The sequence below is a fragment of the Micromonospora sp. U56 genome, assembly GCF_018070095.1.
GTDB lineage: Bacteria > Actinomycetota > Actinomycetes > Mycobacteriales > Micromonosporaceae > Micromonospora > Micromonospora purpureochromogenes.
The window spans coordinates 49151-72260 of sequence record NZ_JAGPYL010000011.1 but is presented as its reverse complement, the minus strand read 5'-3'; the positions used below and the strand labels follow the sequence as shown (position 1 = coordinate 72260).

At 72.2% G+C, this 23110-nt stretch carries 21 protein-coding genes; 5 read left to right on the top strand and 16 right to left on the bottom strand.

Translation table 11 applies throughout. The features are described from left to right. Positions 1-184 precede the first annotated feature (184 nt). The 3 genes from KBX37_RS07015 to KBX37_RS07005 all read right to left on the bottom strand — a co-directional run bounded on the left by KBX37_RS07015 (position 185) and on the right by KBX37_RS07005 (position 2903). Positions 185-1252 (bottom strand): BMP family protein, encoded by a 1068-nt coding sequence (locus KBX37_RS07015; RefSeq protein ID WP_210775121.1) that lies wholly within the window; start codon positions 1250-1252, stop codon positions 185-187. A 277-nt stretch (positions 1253-1529) separates the two neighbouring features. Beyond that, complete coding sequence (locus tag KBX37_RS07010) at positions 1530-1871, bottom strand: hypothetical protein (protein WP_210775100.1); 342 nt, start codon at positions 1869-1871, stop codon at positions 1530-1532. 57 nt (positions 1872-1928) lie between these two features. Continuing rightward, entirely contained in the window at positions 1929-2903 is a 975-nt protein-coding gene (locus tag KBX37_RS07005) for a hypothetical protein (RefSeq protein ID WP_210775099.1), read from the bottom strand. A gap of 99 nt (positions 2904-3002) precedes the next feature. Between KBX37_RS07005 and KBX37_RS07000 the strand changes: the two genes are divergently transcribed. Beyond that, on the top strand, positions 3003-3602 hold the full coding sequence (locus tag KBX37_RS07000; RefSeq protein ID WP_210775098.1) for a TetR/AcrR family transcriptional regulator: 600 nt from the start codon (positions 3003-3005) through the stop codon (positions 3600-3602). Positions 3603-3623: 21 nt separating this feature from the next. Here KBX37_RS07000 and KBX37_RS06995 read toward each other — a convergent pair whose 3' ends face one another. The 4 genes from KBX37_RS06995 to KBX37_RS06980 form a co-directional block, all read right to left on the bottom strand. After that, complete coding sequence (locus KBX37_RS06995) at positions 3624-5435, bottom strand: glycoside hydrolase family 13 protein (RefSeq protein ID WP_210775097.1); 1812 nt, start codon at positions 5433-5435, stop codon at positions 3624-3626. Positions 5436-5731: 296 nt separating this feature from the next. After that, positions 5732-6631 carry a sugar ABC transporter permease gene (locus tag KBX37_RS06990; protein ID WP_210775096.1) on the bottom strand — a complete coding sequence of 300 codons (900 nt, stop codon included), beginning with the start codon at positions 6629-6631 and terminating at the stop codon, positions 5732-5734. Continuing rightward, positions 6628-8268 (bottom strand): ABC transporter permease subunit, encoded by a 1641-nt coding sequence (locus tag KBX37_RS06985; protein ID WP_210775095.1) that lies wholly within the window; start codon positions 8266-8268, stop codon positions 6628-6630. Before KBX37_RS06985 ends, KBX37_RS06990 begins: the two co-directional genes overlap by 4 nt. Continuing rightward, a complete protein-coding gene (locus KBX37_RS06980) occupies positions 8268-9518 on the bottom strand; it encodes a maltose ABC transporter substrate-binding protein (protein ID WP_154939705.1) in 1251 nt (416 codons plus the stop codon). Before KBX37_RS06980 ends, KBX37_RS06985 begins: the two co-directional genes overlap by 1 nt. 197 nt (positions 9519-9715) lie before the next feature. On the opposite strand from KBX37_RS06980, the gene KBX37_RS06975 reads away from it, so the two are divergent. Continuing rightward, on the top strand, positions 9716-10801 hold the full coding sequence (locus tag KBX37_RS06975; RefSeq protein ID WP_210775094.1) for a LacI family DNA-binding transcriptional regulator: 1086 nt from the start codon (positions 9716-9718) through the stop codon (positions 10799-10801). 239 nt (positions 10802-11040) lie between these two features. Next, entirely contained in the window at positions 11041-12678 is a 1638-nt protein-coding gene (locus KBX37_RS06970) for a glycoside hydrolase family 13 protein (protein ID WP_210775093.1), read from the top strand. Between the two features lie 179 nt (positions 12679-12857). Here KBX37_RS06970 and KBX37_RS06965 read toward each other — a convergent pair whose 3' ends face one another. The 6 genes from KBX37_RS06965 to KBX37_RS06940 all read right to left on the bottom strand — a co-directional run bounded on the left by KBX37_RS06965 (position 12858) and on the right by KBX37_RS06940 (position 17425). Continuing rightward, positions 12858-13304, bottom strand: a complete 447-nt coding sequence (locus tag KBX37_RS06965) for a hypothetical protein (protein WP_210775092.1) — start codon at positions 13302-13304, stop codon at positions 12858-12860. Between the two features lie 98 nt (positions 13305-13402). Beyond that, the gene (locus KBX37_RS06960) at positions 13403-13771 is read right to left on the bottom strand and encodes a GntR family transcriptional regulator (protein ID WP_210775091.1); all 369 of its coding nucleotides are present in this window, start codon (positions 13769-13771) and stop codon (positions 13403-13405) included. Position 13772: 1 nt separating this feature from the next. Next, positions 13773-14708, bottom strand: coding sequence for a YihY/virulence factor BrkB family protein (locus KBX37_RS06955; RefSeq protein WP_210775120.1), 936 nt, complete (start codon positions 14706-14708; stop codon positions 13773-13775). A 55-nt stretch (positions 14709-14763) separates the two neighbouring features. Next, positions 14764-15309: a 2'-5' RNA ligase family protein gene (locus tag KBX37_RS06950; protein ID WP_307848982.1), complete on the bottom strand. Its 546-nt coding sequence runs from the start codon at positions 15307-15309 to the stop codon at positions 14764-14766. A gap of 43 nt (positions 15310-15352) precedes the next feature. Further along, complete coding sequence (gene trpS, locus KBX37_RS06945; protein WP_210775089.1) at positions 15353-16378, bottom strand: tryptophan--tRNA ligase; 1026 nt, start codon at positions 16376-16378, stop codon at positions 15353-15355. A gap of 33 nt (positions 16379-16411) precedes the next feature. Further along, positions 16412-17425, bottom strand: a complete 1014-nt coding sequence (locus KBX37_RS06940) for a hemolysin family protein (protein WP_210775088.1) — start codon at positions 17423-17425, stop codon at positions 16412-16414. 228 nt (positions 17426-17653) lie between these two features. On the opposite strand from KBX37_RS06940, the gene galE reads away from it, so the two are divergent. Next, on the top strand, positions 17654-18583 hold the full coding sequence (gene galE, locus KBX37_RS06935; protein WP_247657203.1) for a UDP-glucose 4-epimerase GalE: 930 nt from the start codon (positions 17654-17656) through the stop codon (positions 18581-18583). Beyond that, a complete protein-coding gene (gene galK, locus KBX37_RS06930) occupies positions 18580-19779 on the top strand; it encodes a galactokinase (protein ID WP_210775086.1) in 1200 nt (399 codons plus the stop codon). The genes galE and galK overlap by 4 nt, the downstream gene beginning before the upstream one ends. 105 nt (positions 19780-19884) lie before the next feature. Here the strand turns inward: galK and cysN are convergent, their stop codons facing one another. The 3 genes from cysN to KBX37_RS06915 form a co-directional block, all read right to left on the bottom strand. Further along, the gene (gene cysN, locus KBX37_RS06925) at positions 19885-21213 is read right to left on the bottom strand and encodes a sulfate adenylyltransferase subunit CysN (protein ID WP_210775085.1); all 1329 of its coding nucleotides are present in this window, start codon (positions 21211-21213) and stop codon (positions 19885-19887) included. After that, the gene (cysD, locus tag KBX37_RS06920) at positions 21213-22127 is read right to left on the bottom strand and encodes a sulfate adenylyltransferase subunit CysD (protein WP_210775084.1); all 915 of its coding nucleotides are present in this window, start codon (positions 22125-22127) and stop codon (positions 21213-21215) included. The genes cysN and cysD overlap by 1 nt, the downstream gene beginning before the upstream one ends. A 79-nt stretch (positions 22128-22206) precedes the next feature. Next, a complete protein-coding gene (locus KBX37_RS06915; protein ID WP_210775119.1) occupies positions 22207-23025 on the bottom strand; it encodes an inositol monophosphatase family protein in 819 nt (272 codons plus the stop codon). Between the last annotated feature and the right edge of the window lie 85 nt (positions 23026-23110).

The following is a 23110-nucleotide window of genomic DNA, read 5'->3' as shown; positions in this document are numbered from 1 at the left end:
GTGCGAGCGATGGTGCAGCCTAGCTGCCGGTCGGCCGGCCGACGGGGCCGGCCGACCGGGTGGAGCGGATCGGCCGCCCCGGCGCACGCGGGGTGTCCCACGTACGCCGAGGCGGCCGATCGTCATGCCTGGTGCCCGCCGGCCTCCGCTGCCGATGATCCCATCGCGGCGGCCGGGGAGGCGGTCACTTGGTCGGCTGGGCCTTCGAGGTGACCGTGATGGTGCCGGCGGCGATGTCCGCCTTGATCTTGTCGACCTCGGCCTTGAGCTCGGCCGGGACCTTGCTCTCGAAGTCGTGGTACGGGGCGATCGAGACGCCGTTGTTGGCCAGGTTGCCGACGAAGCCCGGCTTGGACTGGAGCTTCTCGCCACCGGCGGCCTTGAGCACGGCCTCCTTGACGGCGTCCGGGATGTTCTTGACGACGGTGGTCACCAGCGCCGGGCAGTTCGGGGTGCTCTCGCAGCCGTCGACGTCCACCCAGATGACCGAGTACTTGCCGCCCGAGGCCTGGGCCGCGGCGGTGGTGCCGAGACCGGCGCCGCCGGCGACCGGCATGATGATGTCCGCGCCCTGGGCGACCAGCGCGTCGGAGACCTTCTTGCCCTCGTCCTGCTTGACGAAGTCGTTGGTGAAGAGACCCTTCTGGGTCGCCTTGTCCCAGCCCAGCACCTGGACGTTCTTGCCCTTGGCCTTGTTGTAGTGCGCCACGCCGTCGGCGAAGCCGTCCATGAAGATGGTCACCGGCGGGATCGGCAGACCACCGTAGGTGCCGACCTTGCCGGCCTTGCTCATCCCGGCGGCCAGGTAGCCGGCCTGGAAGGCGGCCTGGGCGGTGTCGAACTGCATCGGGTAGATGTTGTCCACGCCCGGGTTCGCGTCCACGATGCCGAACTGCTGGTTCGGGTTCGAGGTGGCGGCCTTCTTGGTGGCGTCCGACATCAGGCCACCGACGGCCAGGATGAAGTCGCACTTCTGGTTGACGTACCCGGTCAGGTTGACCTCGTAGTCCGCCTCGGCCTTCGACGCGACGTACTTGATGTCGATGTTGTCGTTCGCCTTCTTGGCCTCCTGGAGACCCTTCCAGGCGGAGGTGTTGAACGACTTGTCGTCGATGCCACCGACGTCGGTCACCATGCAGGCGCTGTACTTCTTGGCGCCGTTGCCGGCGTTGTTGTCGTCCTCGGGGGCCTCACCACACGCGGCGGCGGCCAGCACGAGCCCACCCGCCACGATCGCGGAGGCGATCCGCATCCCACGCACAGAGCGCAAGACGTCTCCTTCCCATTGCACACCGCGCCTCGTGCGGTGGCAGCCCTTGAACCGACCAGCGCTGCGCTGCCGGCATCCCACGTTACGGACGGGAGCGTACGCCCGCGCCCACCCACCGGCCGCCAATCGTGCACGACTGTTGAACGCCTGTTATCCCGGCGTAACCCTGGCGTGGGGCAGATCACTCAGAGTGCTGGTACGTGACCGGCCCGCTGTCCCGAAAGTCCCTTTCCCCGGGCCCGCGAGCGGGTCCGGACGGCTACCTCCAGAACACCGCGACAGCGGCGTTGAGCAGCGTCAACCCGACGATAGCGAGGAAGTGCCCGCGGTTGACCTGATCCCGCTTCCGGGAGAAGAAGACCATGACGAAGATCAGCAGAGCCAGCACCAACTTGGTAACAAGCTTCGCGGGTGCCGGCTCGTCGCCCTCACGCAACGGGGCGGCGAGGCCGATGCCGGTGAGCAGACCGATCACCGAGCCCCAGAGCATGGCCGCGTTGATCCGCAGCCGGCCGCTGGCGTACTGGGCGATCGCGCCGCCGAGCAGCAGCGCGAACCCGATCAGATGGACGTAGAGAAGTACCAGCCGAAGAGCTTCCACGCCGGCCATCCTCCCCCGCCAACGACAGTTTGTAGTAGCCGCCCCGCCGGGCTGAGCTCATACCGTGATCTCGGCGGCGGCCGTCCGGGGTGAGCCACGCCGGCCGAGCAGCACCAGGCCGATCCCGAGCACCGCGTAGCCGGCCAGCACGGCGACGGAGCGGCCCGCGCCCGCACCGTCGAAGAAGGCGGCCGAGCGCAGCAGCGTTCCGCCGGCCCCGACCGGCAGGAACTGCCCGACGGCGCCCCACGGCTGCGGCAGCAGCTCCGGCGCGGCGCTGACCGCGGAGAGCGGGTTGCCGACCAGGAAGACCAGCAGCGCGCCGAGGCCGAGCCCGGGGCCGCCGAGCAGCGCGCCCAGCCCGGCGACGGCACCGGCGGCGGCGAGCGCGAAGAGCCCGATCGCGGCGGCCTCGGCCGCCGGGTCGCCCCCGATCACTCCGAGCCAGCCGTGCAGCACGGCGGTGCCGACCAGCGCGGCGAGCAGGGCGTAGCCGACCAGCCCGACCAGCCGGGCGCGCCGGCCGGTGACCACGACGGTGAGCAGGACGCCGACGAGCATGCTGGTCAGCGCCAGCGGCAGGAAGCCGGCGGCGAAACCGGCCCCGCGCGGGTCGTCCGGGTCGGCCGGCACCACCGCCGTCACCGGCACCGGCCGTCCGCCGGAGAGCCCGGCGGCGGCCTCGGTGAGCAGGGCGGCGACGGTGGGGCTCGCACCTGGGGCGGTGTGCAGCCCGACGCCGTCGGGGCCGACGACGAACGCGGCGTACACCTCGCGGTCGCGTAGCGCCCGGTCGGCTGCGGCGGCGTCCGGCAGTTCGGTGACGACAAAGGCACCGGGACGGGCCGCCGCCAGCCGGCCGGCCAGTTCCGCGGTGGCCGGCGACGGCCCGGCGACGGCGACCGGCAGGTCGCGCGGTGCCAGGTTCGCGGCGGGCCCCGCGAAGAGGGGTACGAGCAGCGCCTGCGCCGCCACCGCGAGGGCGGCGGCCAGCACGGCGAGCAGCATCGGGGACCGGGGTGACCGGGACATGCCCACACTCCTTAAAACGAACGCTCGTTCTATTTAAGCCAGCCTGCGCTCCGGAGGTGTCAGGTGTCAAGAACGAGCGTTCGTTTTACACTGTGGGTCATGCCACGCGTATCGGACGCCCACCTCGCGGCCCGCCGCCAGCAGATCCTCGACGCGGCCCGGCGCTGCTTCCTGCGCGACGGCTTCCACAACACCTCGATGCAGAACGTGATCGCCGAGGCGGGGCTGTCGGTCGGCGCGGTCTACCGCTACTTCCCGAGCAAGAACGACCTGATCACCTCGATCGCCCAGTCGGTGATCGGCGGGGCGGACGTGGTCTTCGCCGAGCTGGCCGCCGCCGAGCCGCCGCTGCCCCTGGTCGAGGCGCTGGACCGGGCACTGACCTACGTCGACGCGCAGGCCGGCGAGGACGGCATCCTGCCGCTGGCGATCCAGGTGTGGAGCGAGTCGCTGCGCGACCCGGCGCTGGCGGCGTTCGTCAACGCGACGTACAGCGGCTTCCGGGAGCGCTTCACGCTGCTGGCCCGGCGGGCCCAGGAGGCGGGCGAGCTGCCCCCCGACGCCGACCCCGAGGCCGTCGGCACCGCGCTGTTCGGCCTGGTCCCGGGCTACCTGATGCAGAAGGTGCTCACCGGCCGGCCGGACCGCCGCAGCTACCTCGCCGGCGTGCGCACCCTGCTCGGCCAGCCAGCCGCCTGAGCCGCGCCGGGCGGGCCCGGGTCAGGACAGCCGCCAGACCTGGAACGTGGGGCCGTCGGCGGGGAGGGTGACCACGCCGTCGGCGTCCGGGCGCAGCGCCGGGGCGCCGCCGTACGCGTTCTCCCCCGCCCCGAGGCCGGTCAGCCGGACGGGCCGGCCCGCGGCCCGGCGGGCGAGCACCAGCACCGCCCCGGTCGGGGCCTCGCGCAGGAAGACCAGGGTGTCGGCGTCGGCGTGCACCCGGCGCAGGCCGCCGTGGCGCAGCGCGGGCTCGTCGCGGCGCAGCGCCAGCAGCCCCCGGTACGCGGCGAAGGTGGCCCGGTCCCAGCTCTCCGGCCGGTGCCACGGCATCGGGGTCCGCGAACCCTCGCCGTTGGTGCCGGTCAGCCCCAGCTCGTCCCCGGCGAAGACCACCGGGGTACCCGGCATGGTGGCGAGCAGGCCGGCGGCCACCTCCTGCCGGGCGGCGTCGCCGACCACGGTGCGGATCCGGGCCGAGTCGTGCGAGCCGAGCAGCTGCCACGAGTGGGTGTACGAGCGCCAGGAGATCAGCGACCGGTAGGTGTCCATGGTCGCCAGCACGGCCTCGGCGTCCCGCCGCCGCACCCCGCCCGGGGTGCCGAGGAAGTTCGGCACCGGCTCGTCGCCGTGCCGCAGCCAGGACCAGACCGGGTCGGTGAAGCCGACGTAGTTCATCGTCCCGTGCCAGCCGTCGGAGTCCAGGTCGCCGGTGTGGTCGTGGCCGTGCTCGGCGAGCAGCAGGCCGTCGGGGCGGGTGTCGGCAACCACCTCGCGCAGCAGCCGCGCCACCTCGTGGGTGTACGCGTCCGCGCCGCGCCGGCCGGTCATGTTGGCCACGTCGACCCGCCAGCCGTCCAGCCCGTACGGCGGGCGCAGCCAGCGCCGCAGCAGCGAGTCGTCGGCGGTGGCGAAACGCCGGCGCAGCTCCGCGCTGCCCCAGTTCAGCTTCGGCAGCGACTTGACTCCGTTCCACGATTCGTAGTCCCCGGTGGCCTCGTCGAAGTAGTACAGCTCCCGCTCGGTGGCCCGCACGTCCGAGGCGGCGGCGGTGAACCACTCGTGCGCGTCGCCGGTGTGGTTGCTGGTGATGTCGCCGAGCAGCCGCCAGCCCCGGGCCCGGACGGCATCGGCGAGCCGGGCCAGCGCGGCGTCCCCGCCGAGCAGCGGGTCGACGGTGTCGAAGCTGGCCGCGTCGTACCGGTGGTTCGAGCGGGCCGGGAAGATCGGGGTGAGGTAGAGGGTGTTCACGCCGAGCCGGGCCAGGTGGTCCAGGCGCTCGGTGACGCCGTCCAGGTCGCCACCGTAGAACTGGTACGGCGTCTCCGGGCCGCGTCCGATCACCGGGGTGTCCCAGTCGCACGGGATCGCCCACTCCGGCGGCGTACGGCCGGTGGCGGCCGCGGAGCGGGCGAACCGGTCCGGGAAGATCTGGTAGATCACCGCGTCCCGCGCCCAGGCCGGCGGCGGGGCGTAGCTGACCAGCTTGAAGTCGCCGTTGTCCGGCACGTCGTGGCAGACCACGCCGGCGGCGTTCAGCCAGCGGTAGCCGGTGGTCTCGGAGAGCATGAAGCGGTAGTTGCTGACCGGGTTGCGGACCTCGACGTCGGCCCGCCACCAGACCTCGCCACCCTCGGTGCGGTCGACCACCGCCTCGGCGAACCGGGGCTCGCCGTCGCCGGTGGTCCGCACGTGCACGGTGCGCACGTCGGCGCCCGCCGGGACCCGGACGAAGACCGGCACGCTCTGACCGAGCGCCGGCTCCTGCTCGGGTACGTACAGGGCGGATCCGTCGTGGTGCGGCTGCAAGGACACGGAGAGACCTTTCGCGTGGGCCGGACGGGGCGAGAGGGGCAACCCGCCGCGACCGGTCTCCCGGCTGCGGCGACCAACCCGTGACTGCTCCGGTGCACGTCGTCCCGACGCCCTTGCCGCAGCGATTTACCGGAGGGGTGGGCGCTGCCCGCGCAGCTCGGGCTGAGCGGTCCAGCTCCGCGCAAACCCAGACCACTCACCCCGGCCCTTGCACGGACCCGGACCACTCACCCCGGCCCTTGCACGGACCCGGACCACTCAGCTCGCGCTGCGCGAAGAGCGGCCACCTATCCGATTCATCCCTTCACGGCTCCGGCGGTGAGGCCGGAGACGATGTAGCGCTGGAGGAGTTGGAACACCAGCACGGTGGGGATGGCGGTGAGCAGCGTGCCCGCCGCGAACATCCCGAAGTTGTTGTTGCGCTCGCCGGCCACCAGGCCGAACATGCCGACCGCGAGGGTCTTCGAGTTGGTGTTGGTGAGGAACACGTTGGCGAGGATGAACTCGTTGATCGAGCCGATGAAGGCGAGCAGCCCGGTCACCGCCAGGATCGGCGCCACCAGCGGCAGCATGATCCGGAAGAAGACCTGGGCGTGCGACGCGCCGTCCATGGTGGCCGACTCGTCGAGCTCCTTGGGCAGGGTGTCGAAGAAGCCCTTCATCAGCCAGGTGTTCGCCCCCAGCGCGCCACCCATGTAGAGCAGGAACAGGCCCCACGGGGTGTTGAAGCCGATCGACGGCCACAGGTCGGTGACCGTGGTGAAGATCAGGAAGATCGCCACGATCGCCAGGAACTGCGGGAACATCTGGATCAGCAGCAGCGTGAGCAGCCCGACCCGGCGGCCGGCGAACCGCATCCGGGAGAACGCGTACGCGGCCAGCGCCGACAGGAAGATCGACGCGAAGCTGGCCACCCCGGCGAGCAGCAGCGAGTTTAGGAACCAGTGGGCGAACGCCGTCTTGGCGAACAGGTTGGTGAAGTTCTCGAACGACGCCCCGGTCGGCAGCAGCTCGGTGGAGGACAGGGTGCCCAGCGGGTTGAGCGCGGCCGAGATGACGAAGACGATCGGGAAGAGGCTGAACGCCACCGCGAACACCCCGACCAGGTGCCGCCAACCGACCTGGGTGAACCAGCGGCCCCTGGACCTGCCCGTCGCGTTGCGGTTGGCCACGGGCACGTCGGCGTGGATCGTCACGAGTACACCTCCTCCTGCTTGCGGGTACGCGAGAAGCTGACCGCCGACACGACGGCCACGATCGCGAAGATGAAGATCGAGACGGTGGCGGCCATGCCGTACTCGGCGCCCTGAGCGCCGAAGGCCAACCGGTAGGTGTACGTGATCAGCAGGTCGGTGGCGCCGCTTCGCGGGTTGTCCGCGGGGAAGGGGCCACCCTCGGTCATGAACCAGATCGCGTTGATGTTGTTGAAGTTGTACGCGAACGACGCGATCAGCAGCGGCGAGATGGCCACCAGCAGCAGCGGCAGGGTGACCGCCTTGAACGACTGGAAGGGGCTTGCGCCGTCGACCGAGGTGGCCTCGGTCAGCTCCCGTGGGATGGCCTGGAGCGCGCCGGTGGCGACCAGGAACATGTACGGGTAACCGAGCCAGAGCTGCACCAGCAGCACCGCGATCCGGGCGGACCACGTCTCGCCGAACCAGTCGACGCTCAGCCCGAACAGGTTGTTGACCAGGCCGAAGTCGGTGTTGAACATGTCCCGCCAGACCAGCAGCATGGCGAACGACGGCATGGCGTACGGCAGGATCAGCAGCACCCGGTACAGGTTGGTGCCGCGCATCCGGGGCGAGTGCAGGGCCAGCGCGATGCCCAGGCCGAGCAGGAACGTGAAGCCGGTCGAGCCGATCGCGAAGGCGAAGTTCCAGACCAGCGTGCCGAAGAACGGGCCGGAGATGTTCGGGTCGGTCAGCACCCGGCCGAAGTTCTCCGGGCCGACGTTGACCTTCCAGCCCTGGGCGAGCCGCTCGCCGTCGGCGGCGACGAACGAGCCGACCGACTCGTCGGCGGTCCAGGTCTTGCCGCTCTCGCTGTCCTTGATGCAGTCGCAGGACTCGTCGTAGGCGCGGACCGCGGTCCCCTCGTACGCCCGGGACAGGCCGGACGAGCGCAACGCCCCACCGGCGGTCGGCACCACCAACTCGGTGATGTCACTGCTGCGGGCACTGGCCTGGCCGAAGTTCAGGACGGTGTAGCCCTCGGCGGCGGTGACCTTGCCGCCCGTCGCCACGGTGACCTGGCCGGGGTCGAGCTCCTTGAGCCCCTCGGCGTCACCGACCGAGACGGTGCCGCTCTTCGGGTCGGTCACCAGGAAGACCAGCGGCCCGGTGGCCGGGTCGCCCTTGGTGGCGACGGAGAGGGGGTACTGGGTGGAGCCGGGGACCTGCTTCACCGACGAGCTCTGGATCGCGACGATCGCGTCGGACTTCTCGCCGCGGTGACCGTCGCCGAAGTTCGTGAAGGCGGTGCTGGCGGTGTAGAGCACCGGGAAGACCTGGAACACGATCAGGAAGATCGTGCCCGGGATCAGGTACTTGGCCGGGATGTGCCGGGGAGTCAGGTAGAGGTAGAACAGGGCGACGGTGGTCGCCACCAGGACGGCCAGGCCGACCCAGAGCTTCGCCTCGATGAGCGGGAAGGCCGCCCAGATCGCGATCCCGGCCACCAGGCCGAGCAGGACCACCTTGACGAGGAGGCCGGTCAGGGTGATCGGCGCGTGGTGCCGCGCGTCACGGGACTTGCGCGGGAGCCCGGAGCGGGCGGGCTCCCGGCCCGGGGTCTGCGTGGCAGACCCCGGGCCGGACAGCGACGCGCTCATTACTTGATCTGACCGGAGATCGTCTTGCCGGCGGCGGTGACGGTCTTGGTCGGGTCGGCGCCACCGATGACGGCGGCCTCGGCCTTGCCGAACGGGTCCCAGATCGCGGCCATGGCCGGGATCGCCGGGAGCACCTGGCCGTTCTTGCCGGCCTCGGAGAACTTGGCCAGGTCCGGGTCGGTGCCCTTGACCTGGTCGAAGGCGGCGGTCAGCGCCGGCGGACGCGGCTCGGCGTTGTACAGCGCCACGGCCAGGTCGGGCTTGGTCACGTAGTTGGTGACGAACTCCTGGGCCAGGGCCTTGTTCTTGCCCTTGGCGGCGACGTAGAACGACTGGACGCCCACGAACGGCTGGGCCTCCTTGCCACCGGCGAAGCCGGGGACCGGGGAGATGTCGTACTTGATGCCGGCCTTCTTGGCGTCGGCGATCGCCCACGGGCCGGAGACCAGGTAGGCGCACTTCTTGCCGGTGAAGGTGGCGATCGAGTTCTCGCCGGTGATGGAGCGCTTCAACGCACCGTCACCCTTCTCACCGAGCTTGGCGATCTTCTGGAACGCCGCGATCGACTCCGGCTTGCCCACGCCCAGGTCCTTCGGGTCGTAGTCGCCGTTGGCGGCGGTGCCGAAGAGGTAGCCGCCGGCCGAGGTGTACAGCGGGTAGATGTGGTACGCGTCGCCGTTCTGTCCGGACTGGAGGCAGAGGATCTCGCTGGCCTTCTTCTCGGCCTTGAGCTTCTTGCCGGAGGCGACCAGGTCCTCGATCGTCTTCGGCGCCTCGGGGGCCAGCTCGGTGTTGCGGATCAGCGCGATGTTCTCGGTCGCGTACGGCACGCCGTAGACCTGACCGTTGAAGGTCACGGCCTTGACGGCGGTCTCGTTGAAGGCGCTCTTCTGCTCGGCCGCGAGCTGCACCGGGTCGATGGCGCCGTTCTGCACCAGGTTGCCGATCCAGTCGTGCGCGCCGACCACGACGTCCGGGCCGCTGCCCTGCTGGGAGGCGGTGACGAAGTTGGTCTGCAGGTCCTTGGAGACGGCCTGCACCTCGACGGTGACGCCGTTCTCCTGGCCGAACTTCTCACCGAACGGCTTGAGGGCCGCCGCCCGCTTGTCGTCGGCCCAGATGACGAGCTTGCCGCTCGCGGCCTTGGGGGAATCCTTGGCGGCCGGCTCGTCCTTGCTGTTGTCGCCGCAGCCGGACGCCGCGAGCGCCAGACCGAGAACGGCGACCACACCCGCGGTACGGATGCGCATCGGTACTCCTGTCGTTGTGGCGAGCGCCGGGGGAAGGGCGGCCCGCCAGTGGGAACCTCTGTAAGTTTTTGCCAACCGGCGCTGCGGTGCTGCGCCGCTGCTCTCGCATGTTGCGGGGACGTTAGCAAGAGGTTGCAGGGAATGGAAGGGCTTGCAGGAGTGCCCGCAAGAACTTGCCGGTGAGCTAAGGTTCCGCCATGCGCGCTCGACTGTCCGACATCGCCCAGCAGGCCGAAGTCAGCGAGGCCACGGTGTCGCGGGTGCTCAACGACCGCCCCGGCGTGGCCCCCGAGACCCGGCAGGCCGTCCTGACCGCCCTCGACGTGCTCGGTTACGAGCGCCCCGCCCGGCTGCGCAAGCGCAGCGCCGGGCTCGTCGGGCTCGTCGTCCCGGAGCTGGACAACCCCATCTTCCCGATGTTCGCCCAGGTCATCGAGTCGACCCTGGCCCAGAGCGGGTTCACCCCGGTGCTGTGCACCCAGACCCCCGGCGGGGTCACCGAGGACGAGTACGTCGAGATGCTGCTGGACCGGCAGGTCTCCGGGATCGTCTTCGTCTCCGGCCTGCACGCCGACACCGCCGCCAACCACGACCGGTACCGCGCGCTGATCGCCCGCCCGCTGCCCGTCGTGATGATCAACGGGTACGTCCCGAACGTCGCCGCCCCCTTCGTCTCCTGCGACGACGGTGAGGCCGCCGAGCTGGCCGTCGCACACCTGGTCGCGCTCGGCCACCGCCGGATCGGCCTGATCACCGGCCCGGACCGGTTCGTGCCGGTGCAGCGCAAGGTGGCCGGCTGGCGTACCGCGATGACCCGGCTCGCCGGCGCCGGCGAGCAGGACCTGGCCGAGCTGGCCGAGCTCTCGCTCTTCGGCGTGGAGGGCGGCGAGGCGGCCGCCGGCCGGCTCATCGAACGCGGCGTCACCGGCGTCGTCTGCGGCTCCGACCTGATGGCGCTCGGCGCGATCCGGGCGGCGCGGCAGCGCGGCATGTCGGTCCCGCATGACCTCTCGGTGGTCGGCTACGACGACTCCCCGCTGATGGCCTTCACCGATCCGCCGCTGACCACCATGCGCCAGCCGGTCGCCGCGATGGCGGTCGCCGCGGTGCGGGCCCTGGTCGACGAGATCAACGGCCACGCCGCGCCGCACTCGGAGTACCAGTTCCGCCCGGAGCTGGTGGTACGCGGCTCCACCGCGGTCGTCCGGCCGGCCGGCGCCAACCCGGTCCAGGGCGGCACCCGGCACCGGCCGACGCCGCCCGCCCTCGCCGTCCCGGCCTGACCGACCCGAGCGCCCCGGACGGCCGCCACGACGGCGGCCGTCCCGGTGCCGCCCCCGCCTGCTGGGACGGCCCGCACCGGGCCGCCAGGCCCGCCGGAGGGGGCGGGCCATCATTTCTTGCGCAAGGAATGCTTGACTCTTGCAGCAACCGGGCGGCATTCTGCACTGACATCCGCGCCCACCACCCACCCGTGCGCGGGTGCTCGCCGTCCCGCGCCAAAGAACGGGGATCGTCACCGATGACCGACGCCACCAACCCGGCACCGCCGGCCGCCGACGCCGACTGGTGGCGGTCCGCGGTCGTCTACCAGGTCTACGTCCGCAGCTTCGCCGACGCCGACGGCGACGGCGTCGGTGACCTCCGGGGCATCCGGGAGCGGCTGCCGTACCTGCGCGACCTCGGGATCGACGCGCTCTGGCTGACCCCCTTCTACACCTCGCCGCAGGTCGACGCCGGCTACGACGTCGCCGACTACCGCGACGTCGACCCGCTGTTCGGCACGCTCACCGACTTCGACGCGATGATCACCGACGCGCACGCCCTCGGGCTGCGGATCATCATCGACCTGGTGCCCAACCACACCTCCAGCGCGCACCCCTGGTTCCAGGCCGCGCTGGCCGCCGGCCCGGGCTCACCGGAGCGGGAGCTCTACCTCTTCGCCGACGGCAGGGGCGAACACGGCGAGCTGCCCCCGAACGACTGGGAGAGCATCTTCGGCGGCCCGGCCTGGACCCGGGTGCCGGACGGCCAGTGGTACCTGCACCTGTTCGACCCGGCCCAGCCCGACCTGAACTGGCGGCACCCGCGGGTGCGCGCCGAGTTCGAAAACGTCCTCCGCTTCTGGCTGGACCGCGGCGTCGACGGGTTCCGGATCGACGTGGCGCACGGAATGATCAAGGCCGAGGGGCTGCCGGACGTCGGCTTCAGCTCGATGACCACCGGCCAGCGCCAGTCCGAACTGCTCGGCAAGGGCCGCCTGCCCTACTTCGACCAGGACGAGGTGCACGAGATCTACCGCGCCTGGCGGCCGATCCTGGACAGCTACCCGGGTGGCCGGATGGCGGTGGCCGAGGCGTGGGCGGAGACCCCGCAGCGACTGGCCCGCTACATCGGCCCGGACGAGCTGCACCAGGCGTTCAGCTTCGACTTCCTCGACGCCACCTGGTCGGCCGACTCGTTCCGCAAGGTCATCGACACCGCGCTGGCCGAGTCCACCATCGTCGGCGCCCCGACCACCTGGGTGCTGTCCAACCACGACCGGCAGCGGCACGTCACCCGGTACGGCGACGGCGAGGTCGGCCTGCGCCGGGCCCGGGCCGCCGCCCTGCTGATGCTGGCCCTGCCCGGCTGCGCCTACGTCTACCAGGGCGAGGAACTGGGCCTGCCCGAGGTGCTGGACCTCCCCGACGAGCTGCGCCAGGATCCGGCGTTCCTGCGTACCGGGGAGAGCCGCGACGGTTGCCGGGTGCCGATCCCGTGGAGCGGCGAGCTGGCCCCGTACGGCTTCGGCCCGGAGGGCAGCGAGCTGAGCTGGCTGCCGGCCCCGGCGACCTGGCGTGCCCTCTCGGTGGCCGCCCAGACCGGCGTCGCCGGCTCCACCCTGGAGCTGTACCGCGCCGCGCTGCGGATCCGGCACGAGCACCCGGCGCTGGCCGGCACGACCGGCGGGGTGACCTGGCTGGAGGGCGGGCCCGGCATGCTCGCCTTCAGCCGCACCGGCGGCGGGACCACGCTGACCTGCGTGGTCAACATCAGCGGCGCGCCGGCCCCCGTCGAGGGGTACGGCCGGCCGCTCGTCGCGAGCGAGGGCCTCACCAAGCAGGGACCGGGGCATCTCCTGCCGGTGGACGCAGCTGCGTGGTTCGAACGGCGCTGAGCCGGGTAACCCGCCATTGACCTGGTCGTCCGTTGTGCCCCGCGCCGACGGGCGACTGGGCCTGCCGACCCCTTGTGGTGGGGGGTGAGGTGGCACCGGCGCCTCGGGGAGTTCCCCGGGGCGCCGGTGTCCTCCTCGGCCCGAGTTCTGCGTGCTGGACGGCCCGCCCCGCTGACGGGTCAGCGGCCCTTGCGCCGCAGCAGCTCCGAGATCCGCTCGAAACCGGCCCGCAGCTCGTCCTCGCTGGGGGCCGGCTGCGGCGCGACCGGGTGCTCCGCGCGCGCGGCCGCCTGCTCCAACTCCTCGTCGATCACGTCCTCGAAGTCCCCGTAGAGGTCGGACTCGTCGATCCGGGCCGCCTCGTCCTCGGCGGCGATCTGCGCGGCGGCGATCTCGCCGCGCACCTCCTCGGCCGACAACGCCGGCACCAGCGGCTCGACCACCGCCATCAGCTGCTCCTCGGCCACCACCGCCTCGGCCAGCGCCAGGGCGTGCGGGCGCTCGTACGGGCCGCAGACCACCGGCTCCCACTCGGCGGGGTCGCCGAGCGGGCCGAACGTGATGATCCACGGCAGGCCGAGCATCGGCGAGTCGTCCGGCAGGTCCAACGTCACGAGTGCGCCCACGCGCTCATCATGGCCGGTCACAGCCGAAAGGTGAGTGGCATTTGCGGCAACTGCCGGTTCGCGCATCGGTCGGTTTCCTGACCTGTTCGTCCGTCGACTCAGCCTGGGCGGGCGGCGTCGAGAGCGGCGCGGACCAGGGCGAGTGCCCGATCCGGCGGCACGCCCAGCCGCACCGCCTCGTCGGCGTACCGGGCCGCCGCCCGCTGCAACCGGTCAGTCGCGTTGTCGCGGCCCGGCGCGACGTACGTCCCGTGCCGCCCCCGGGTCTCCAGCAGCCCGGCCGCCTCCAGCTCCCGGTACGCCCGCGCCACGGTGTTCGCCGCCAGCCCCAGCTCGGCGGCGAACTGGCGCACCGGCGGCAGCCGGGTGCCCACCGGCAGCCGCCCGTCGCCGACCATCGCGGCCAACTGCCCGCGCACCTGCTCGTACGGGGGCACCGCCGAGCCCGGGTCGATCTCGATCAGCACGTCAGCCCGCCCCTCCCGGGGTCCCCGGATCGGTGTCCGGGTCCGTCTCGACGTCGAGGTCCGCCGGGACGGGCCCGTCGGAAAGGTCGACCACCCGCCCGTGCCGGCTGGTCGCGGCGAGCGCCGCGCCGAAGAGCACCAGCTGGTTGAGCAGGTACAGGTAGAGCAGCAGCCCGACCGCGCCGGCCACCACCGTGTACGCCGGGTTCCGCTCGGTCCGCACCACGTAGTAGCGCCCGACGGTGTTGAGCAGCGTGATGCCCACCGCGACGATCAGCACCACCGGCCGCAGCCGCCGGCGACTCATCCGCAGCCGGGGCACCGCCACCAGCAGCGCCGTCGCCAGCACCGCGTTGACCACCACGCTGAGCGCCGCGCTGACCGTGGTCAGCCCCACCGAGCCGGTGGCCCGCAGCAGGAAGCGCAGCAGGGACTCCAGGGCGTCGACGGCCGCCACCGAGACGCCGAGCATCACGAAGACCAGCACCAGCACACCCAGGTCGACCAGGCGGCGCACCACCAGGTTGCCGGGCTGCTGGTTGAAGCCGTACATGAGCCGCTGCGAGGAGCGGATCGCCTCCACCCAGCCGATCCCGGTGAAGACCAGGATGACCAGGCCGATCACTCCGACGGTGTTGCTGCTCTCGGCGATCTGCCCGGGGTCGAGGAACGGCAGGTTCTCCCGCAGGAAGTCGGCGGCGGCGTCGCTGACCTCATCGTTGTCCTCCAGGATCGCCCCGAAGATCGAGTACGCCACCAGGGCGAGCGCGAAGACGGCGAAGAACCCGTAGTAGGCGATCGCCGCGGCCAGCCGCCCGCCCAGCACGTTGGTGTAGAGGTCGATGGCCCGCCAGAGGTGGTCGAAGCGGGGCCACCGGTGCCGGGCCGTGGTGAACCGGCGGTCGATCCCGCCCGTCAGCCGGCCCCACGCCTCCACCACGTCATCCTCGCCGATCTCCCGCCGCGGGGCGGGCCTGTGGCCACCGGCCCGGTCAGCCGCCGAGCCGGAAGTCCCGGCGGGGTTGCCACCGGGTCGCACCGCTGTGCGAGAAGAGCGTGAACGAGTCCACCTCGAACATGGCCGAGAAGTCGGCCAGGTCCTCGTACGCCCGGTCCAGCGCCTCGGGGGCGACGTCCTGCGCGACGGTGACGTGCGGGTGGTACGGGAAGCGGGCCTCCCGGCGCAGCTCGGGTGCGGCGTTGATGGCGGCGGCGAGCAGTTCGCACTCGCTGATCCCGGTGGCCACCGTCACGAACACCACCTGGGTCACCGGCCGGAACGTGCCCGTGCCCCGCAGGTGCAGGGTGAATGGCAGGTGCCGGGCGGCCACCCGGCTCAGGTGCTCCTCGACCGCCGGCAGCGCCGCCACCGGGATCTCGGTGGGCCCGAGCAGCGTCACGTGCGCCGGGACCACCTGCGGGTCGCCGGACTCGGCCCGGCGCCGGGTGAGCATGCCACCCCACGGCTCCGGGACGTCCACCGCGATCCCGATCTGGATGGTGCCGCCGTCCACCGGCGCCCCGTCCCTGCGATCCACGCTCCGCGCCACCCCTCCACCCGTACCCGTCGGCCCGGAGCCGCTACTCGAAGCGGACCGGAGGGAAGAACCCGATCCGGTCGTACGCGGCGCGCAGCGTCGGCGCGGCGACCGCGCGGGCCTTCTCGGCGCCGGCGGCGAGCAGCTTGTCCAGCTGCGCCGGGTCGTCGAGGTGGGCGCGGGTGCGCTCCTGGATCGGGGTGACGAACTCCCGGACCACCTCGCCCAGGTCCTTCTTGAGGTCGCCGTAGCCCTTGCCGGCGTACGCGGCGACCAGGTCGTCGATGCTCCGGCCGGACAGCGCCGAGTAGATGGTCAGCAGGTTGGAGATGCCCGGCTTGGTCTCGGTGTCGAAGACGATCTCGCGGCCGGTGTCGGTGACCGCGGAGCGGATCTTCTTGGCCGAGCGGGCCGGCTCCTCCAGCAGGTCGATGATGCCGGCCGGCGAGGAGGACGACTTGGACATCTTCGCCGTCGGGTCCTGCAGGTCGGTGATCTTCGCGGTGTCCTTGACGATGTGCGGGGCGGGCACGGTGAAGGTCGGGCCGAACAGCGAGTTGAACCGCTGCGCCAGGTCGCGGGAGAGCTCCAGGTGCTGGCGCTGGTCCTCGCCGACGGGCACCGCGTTGGCCTGGTAGAGCAGGATGTCGGCGGCCTGCAGGATCGGGTACGTGAAGAGGCCGACGCTGGCCCGCTCGCTGCCCTGCTTCTGCGACTTGTCCTTGAACTGCGTCATCCGGCTGGCCTCGCCGAAACCGGTGATGCAGCCGAGCACCCAGGCCAGCTGCGAGTGCTCGGGCACCTGCGACTGGACGAACAGGGTGCTGCGCTCCGGGTCGAGCCCGACCGCGAAGAGCTGCGCGGCGGCCACCCGGGAGCGCTGCTTCAGCACCGCCGGGTCGTGCCCCGCGGTGATCGCGTGCAGGTCGACCACGCAGTAGAACGCGTCGTGGGTCTCCTGCAGCGCCACCCAGTGCCGCACCGCGCCCAGATAGTTGCCGAGGTGGAACGAGTCGGCCGTCGGCTGGATGCCGGAGAAGACGCGCGGGCGGGCGGGAACGTCGGACATGACGGCAATTCTGTCAGCAACGCCCGGCGTACGTCATGACGGGCCGGCGGGTCGGCTCGCCGCCGGCGCGGCGGGGGTGGTGACCTCGCGCCGCTGCTCGGGCAGGCGCGCCGCGGAGACCGCGACCCGGGACACCCGGCGCCCCTCCAGGGCCAGCACCCGCAGCAGCCAGCCGTCGACCGGCTCGTCCGGCGCCTCGGCGTCGACCGGGGACACCGGCACCTCGTCGCCGGCCACCGGCAGCCGCCCGAGCGCCGCCATCAGGTAGCCGCCGACCGTCTCGTACGGCCCGACGGGCAGCGGCACCCCGGTGCGCTCGGCGAAGTCGGCGAGGTTGAGCCGGCCGTCCACCACGGCGGGCAGGCCCGCGTGCGCGGGCTCGGGGTCGCCGTCGTACTCGTCGTGGATCTCCCCGACCAGCTCCTCGATCAGGTCCTCACACGTGACGATGCCGGCGGTGCCGCCGTACTCGTCGACCACCACCGCCAGGTGGTGTCCCTCCTTGCGCATCTCGGTCAGCGCGGCGAGCACCCGCTTGCTGCCGGGCAGCTGTTTGACCTCGCGGGTCAGCTCGCCGACGGTGGTGCACGGGTCGAGGTCGGGGCGGAGCAGCACGTCCCGCAGGTGCACGAAGCCGACCACGTCGTCCTGGGTGCCGTCGACCACCGGGTAGCGGGTGTGCGTCTCGGCCCGGACCACCCGCTCGGCCTCGGCGATGGTCAGCCCGGCGGAGAGGAAGACGACCTCGGTGCGGGGCATCATCACCTCGCGGACCAGGCTCGCGCCGGCCACCAGCACCTCGTCGATGATCCGCCGCTCGTCCGGGTGGAGCCGGGTGTTGGCCGCGACGAGGTCGCGCAGCTCGTCCTCGCTGATCCGCTCCCGACCGGCCGCCGGGCTGGCGCCGAGCAGGTCGGTGACGAGGCGGGTGGCGCCGTCGGCGGCCCGGACGACGAGCCGGGCCACCGTCCGGGCGATCGGCCCGGGCCGGCGTCGGGGCCGCCCCGACACGCGTCGACGCAGCCCGGGACTGCCCGCTTCCCGCATGGAAGAGATGGTAAGGCTGCGCGTCACCGCCGACCGGCGATGTTCGGATCTGTTCAGTCGTGAAGGTTCATGATGGAATGAGGCGGGCCGGGACGCTGAGCGCGGGCACAGCGTGCGGCCGTAGGGTGATCACGAACGGCCGCGACGGGACGCGGCCAGGCAGGAGGACCCGACGTGAAACTGCTCGTCACCGGCGGCGCCGGCTTCATCGGCAGCGTGGTGACCCGGATGCTGCTCGACAACGGCCACGGCGTGACGGTCCTCGACGACCTGCGCACCGGCCACCGGGCCGCGCTCGCGCCGGACGCCACCCACGTCGAGCTGCCCGTCCACGAGGCCGCCCGGGTGCTCACCCCGGAGGCCGGCTTCGACGGGGTGCTGCACTTCGCCGCGCTGATCGCCGCCGGCGAGTCGATGGTCCGCCCGGAGCTGTACTGGCACGCCAACACGGTCAGCTCGATCGCCCTGATCGACGCGGTCCGCGCCGCGCGGGTACCCCGGCTGGTCTTCTCCTCCACCGCCGCCGTCTACGGCAACCCGACCGAGCTGCCCATCCCGGAGACCGCGGTCAAGGCCCCCACCAACACGTACGGGGCCACCAAGCTCGCCGTCGACATGGCGCTCACCTCCGAGGCGATCGCCCACGACCTGGCCGCCGTCTCGCTGCGCTACTTCAACGTCGCCGGGGCGTACCTCCGCGACGACCTGGCGATCGGCGAACGGCACGACCCGGAGACCCACCTGATCCCGATCGCGCTGGACGTCGCCGCCGGCCGGCGGGAGAAGCTCCAGCTCTTCGGCGACGACTACCCCACCGTCGACGGCACCTGCGTGCGCGACTACATCCACGTGGCGGACCTGGCCCGGGCCCACCTGCTGGCGCTCAGCGCCGCCGTGCCCGGCCGGCACCGGATCTACAACCTGGGCAACGGCAACGGCTTCACCAACCGCCAGGTGGTCGACGTGGTCCGCGAGGTCACCGGCCACCCGCTGCCGGTGGAGATCGCTCCGCGCCGCGAGGGCGACCCGGCCGAGCTGGTCGCTTCTTCGGCGCTGGCCCGCGAGGAGCTGGGCTGGACGCCGGAGAAGCCGACCCTGCACGACATGGTCGGCGACGCCTGGGCCTTCTACCGCGCGCACGTGCTGGGGCAGCGATGAGCGGGCCGGCCGCGCAGACCGCGCCACCCGGGGCCGCGGCGGGCGACGTCGCGGCCCGCGCCGCCGCCGGCTTCCACGCCGCGTACGGCGAGCCGCCCGCCGGCCGCTGGGCGGCTCCCGGCCGGGCCAACCTGATCGGCGAGCACACCGACTACAACGACGGCTTCGTGCTCCCCTTCGCGCTGACCCTGCGGACCGTGGTCGCCGCCGCCCCGCGGCCCGGTGAGCGGTGGACGGTCCGGTCGGAGCTCTCCGACGAGGCGGTGGAGTTCGGCGCCGCCGAGGTCGACGAGCCGGGCCGGGTCACCGGCTGGGCGGCGTACGTGGCCGGGGTCGTCTGGGCGCTGCGCGAGGCCGGGTACGACGTGCCCGGTGCCCGGCTGGCGATCACCTCCGACGTACCGGTGGGCTCCGGCCTCTCCTCCTCGGCGGCCATCGAGGCGGCGGTGCTCGCCGCCCTGGTCGACCTGGGCGGGCTGGACCTGCCCGCCGAGAGGCAGCCGCGGCTGGCCCAGCGGGCCGAGAACGCCTACGTCGGCGCGCCGACCGGCATCATGGACCAGTCGGCGGTGATCCGCTGCCGCGAGGGGCACGCCCTCTTCCTGGACTGCCGCACCGAGGCCGTCGAACACATCCCGTTCGACCTCGACGCCGCAGGGCTGGCCGTGCTCGTCATCGACAGCCGCGCGCCGCACCGGCACGCCGACGGCGAGTACGCCTCCCGCCGCGCCGCCTGCGAACGGGCCGCCTCGCTGCTCGGGGTGCCGGCGCTGCGGGACGTACCGCTCGCCGACCTCGACGCCGCACTGGCCCGGCTCGACAACGACGAGATCCGCCGCCGGGTCCGGCACGTGGTGACCGAGGACCAGCGGGTGCTGGACACCGTCGACCTGCTCCGCGCCGGCCGGGTACGCGAGATCGGCCCGCTGCTCACCGCCTCGCACGCCTCCATGCGGGACGACTTCGAGATCACCGTCCCGGAGATCGACACCGCGGTCGAGACGGCCCTGGCGGCCGGCGCGCTCGGCGCCCGGATGACCGGCGGCGGCTTCGGCGGCTGCGTCCTCGCCCTGGTCCACTCCGACCAGTCCGACCCCGTGGCCCGCGCCGTCGCCACCGCCTACGCCGACCGAGGCTTCCCCGCCCCCGCCCACGTCACGGTCCTCCCCGCCCCCGGCACCACCCGCCTCGACTAACCCCCACCCCGTCGCCGTCGGGGGCCTCTTACAGAGAAAGAGTGGCTATCCACGTCGGAATAGCCACTCTTTCTCTGAAAGTGCGTCCGGCCAACCCGGGGTGGGTCAGGCGGTGTCGACGATCATGCCGGCGGCGACGGTGCGGTTGGTGGTCTCGTCGATGATGACGAAGCCACCGGTGGTGCGGTTGCGGCGGTACTCGTCGGCGAGCAGCGGCACGGTGGTGCGCAGCCGCACCCGGCCGATCTCGTTGAGCTTCAGCTCGCCGGCCGCCTCGTCCCGGTGCAGGGTGTTGATGTCCAGCCGGTAGTGCAGCCCGCGCACGATGGCCCGGGCCGACCGGGTGGTGTGCTTGATCGCGTACTTGCCGCCGACCTGGAGCGAGCGGGTCTCGTCCATCCAGCAGACCATCGCCTCGATGTCCTGCGACACCGCCGGCGAGTTGTTCGGCCGGCAGATCATGTCGCCCCGCGAGATGTCGATCTCGTCTTCCAGCCGGACGGTCACCGACATCGGCGGGAACGCCTCGGCCACCGGGCCGTCCGCCGTCTCCACCGAGGCGATCCGGCTGGTGAAGCCGGAGGGCAGCACCATCACCTCGTCCCCCGGCTTGAGCACGCCCGAGGCCACCTGCCCGGCGTAGCCCCGGTAGTCGGTGACGGTGGTGGACTGCGGACGGATCACGTACTGCACCGGGAACCGCACGTCGACCAGGTTGCGGTCGGAGGCGATGTGCACCCGCTCCAGGTGGTGCAGCAGCGACGGGCCCTCGTACCAGGGCATGTTCTCCGAGCGGGTGACGATGTTGTCGCCCTTGAGCGCGGAGATCGGCACCACGGTCAGGTCCGGCACGTCGAGCTTCGCGGCGAACGCGGTGAACTCGTCGGCGATCCGCTCGAAGACCTCCTGCGAGTAGTCGACCAGGTCCATCTTGTTCACGCAGAGGACCAGGTGCGGCACCCGCAGCAGCGAGCAGAGGAAGGCGTGCCGGCGGGACTGCTCGACCAGGCCCTTGCGGGCGTCCACCAGGATCAGCGCCAGGTCGGCGGTGGAGGCGCCGGTGACCATGTTCCGGGTGTACTGGATGTGCCCCGGGGTGTCGGCGATGATGAACTTCCGCCGGGGGGTGGCGAAGTAGCGGTACGCCACGTCGATGGTGATGCCCTGCTCCCGCTCGGCGCGCAGGCCGTCGGTGAGCAGCGCCAGGTTGGTGTACTCGTCACCCCGGGCCGCGCTGACCGCCTCGACGGCGGCGAGCTGGTCGGTGAAGAGCGACTTGGTGTCGTACAGCAGGCGGCCGATCAGGGTGGACTTGCCGTCGTCCACGCTGCCGGCGGTGGCGAAGCGCAGCAGGTCCATCGGCCGGGCCTCCGGCCCGGCCCCGGTGGCGGCGCGGCTGTCCGCCGCGCCCCCGGCGATGGTCTCGGTGCTCATCAGAAGTAGCCCTCCCGCTTGCGGTCCTCCATGGCGGCCTCGCTGACCCGGTCGTCGCCGCGGGTCGCGCCGCGCTCGGTGATCCGGGTGGCGGCCACCTCCTCGATCACCTTCTCCACCGTGTCGGCGTCCGAGCGGACGGCCGCGGTGCACGAGGCGTCGCCCACGGTGCGGTAGCGCACCCGGGCCTTGAACCGCTCCTCCCCCGCGCGGGGGCGGAAGAACTCGTTCACCGCGTAGAGCATGCCGTCGCGCTCGACCACCTCGCGCTCGTGCGCGTAGTAGATCGACGGCAGCGGGATGCGCTCGTGGGCGATGTAGTGCCAGACGTCCAGCTCGGTCCAGTTGGACAGCGGGAAGACCCGGATCGACTCGCCCGGGTGGTGCCGGCCGTTGTAGAGCGACCACAGCTCGGGGCGCTGGTTCTTCGGGTCCCACTGGCCGAACTCGTCGCGGAAGCTGAACACCCGTTCCTTGGCGCGGGCCTTCTCCTCGTCCCGCCGGGCGCCGCCGAAGAGCGCGTCGAAGCGGTGCTTCTCCACCGCGTCCAGCAGCACCGGGGTCTGGATCCGGTTGCGCATGCCGTCGCCGGACTCGCGGACCATGCCCCTGGCCAGGGCCTCCGGCACGCTGGCCACGATCAGGTGCAGGCCCAGCTCGGCGACCCGCTGGTCGCGGTACTCCAGGACCTCGGGGAAGTTGTGCCCGGTGTCCACGTGCATGACCGGGAAGGGGATGTTGGCCGGGGCGAACGCCTTCTGGGCCAACCGGAGCATGACGATGGAGTCCTTGCCGCCGGAGAAGAGCAGCACCGGGCGCTCCATCTCCGCGACCACCTCACGCATCACGAAGATGCTCTCCGCCTCGAGCGCGTCGAGGTGGGAGACCTGGTAGAAGCGGGCGGGGGCGGTCATGACACGGTCTCGATCGGCGTGGATCCGCTCATGGATTCCAGACCTTTCCGGTCGGATACATCAAGAACAAGCGCTCAGGCTACCCGGAATGTCTCTGCAGCGCTGCAAGCAACCGAGTGGCGAGATCCTTGCGGCAGACCAGTAGGTCCGGCAGCCGCGGATCCGCCTCGTTGTATTTCAGCGCAGAACCGTCGATCCGGGAAGCGTGCAGGCCGGTGGCCGTCGCCACAGCGACCGGGGCGGCCGAGTCCCACTCGTACTGGCCACCGGCGTGGATGTAGGCGTCCACCTCACCGGTCACCACCGCGGCGATCTTCGCACCGGCCGAGCCCATCGGCACCAGGTGCGCGCCCACGTCCTCCGCCAGGTCGCTCAGGAAGACCGGCGGCCGGCTCCGGCTCGCCGCCAGGCGCAGCGTCCGCCCGCCACCCGCGGTCGCCGCCTCCAACGTCATCGGCGGGTACGCCGGCGGGTGGTCCGTGCCGAGCACCCGGTGCTGCGCCGGCAGCCCCACCGCCCCGGCCACCAGCCCGTGCGGCGTCGGCGCGTTGCGCGCCCAGAGCGCCACGTGCACCGCCCAGTCCGAGCGCCCCTCCTCGGCGAACTCCCGGGTGCCGTCCAGCGGGTCGACGATCCACACCCGGTCGGCGGTCAGCCGGGACACCGCCGCCGGGTTCACCTCCGCCGCCCAGGCCAGCCGCGAGCCCTCGTCCTCCTCCGACAGGACCGCGTCACCGGGTCGCCACCGGGCCAGCTCGGTACGGATCAGGTCGTGCGAGACCTTGTCCCCGGCCGACTTCAGGGCGCCCGCGTCGGCGAACCCCATCTCGGCACGCAAGCCCAGCAACGCCTGCCCGGCCCGCGCCGCCAGCCACCGGGCGAACGCGCCGTCGATCATCGGAGGACTGCCCACGTACCACTCCCGTCGCCTCGCCGCGATCCGGGTCGCGGGTCGCGGCACGCCAGAAGGCGCAGACTACCGG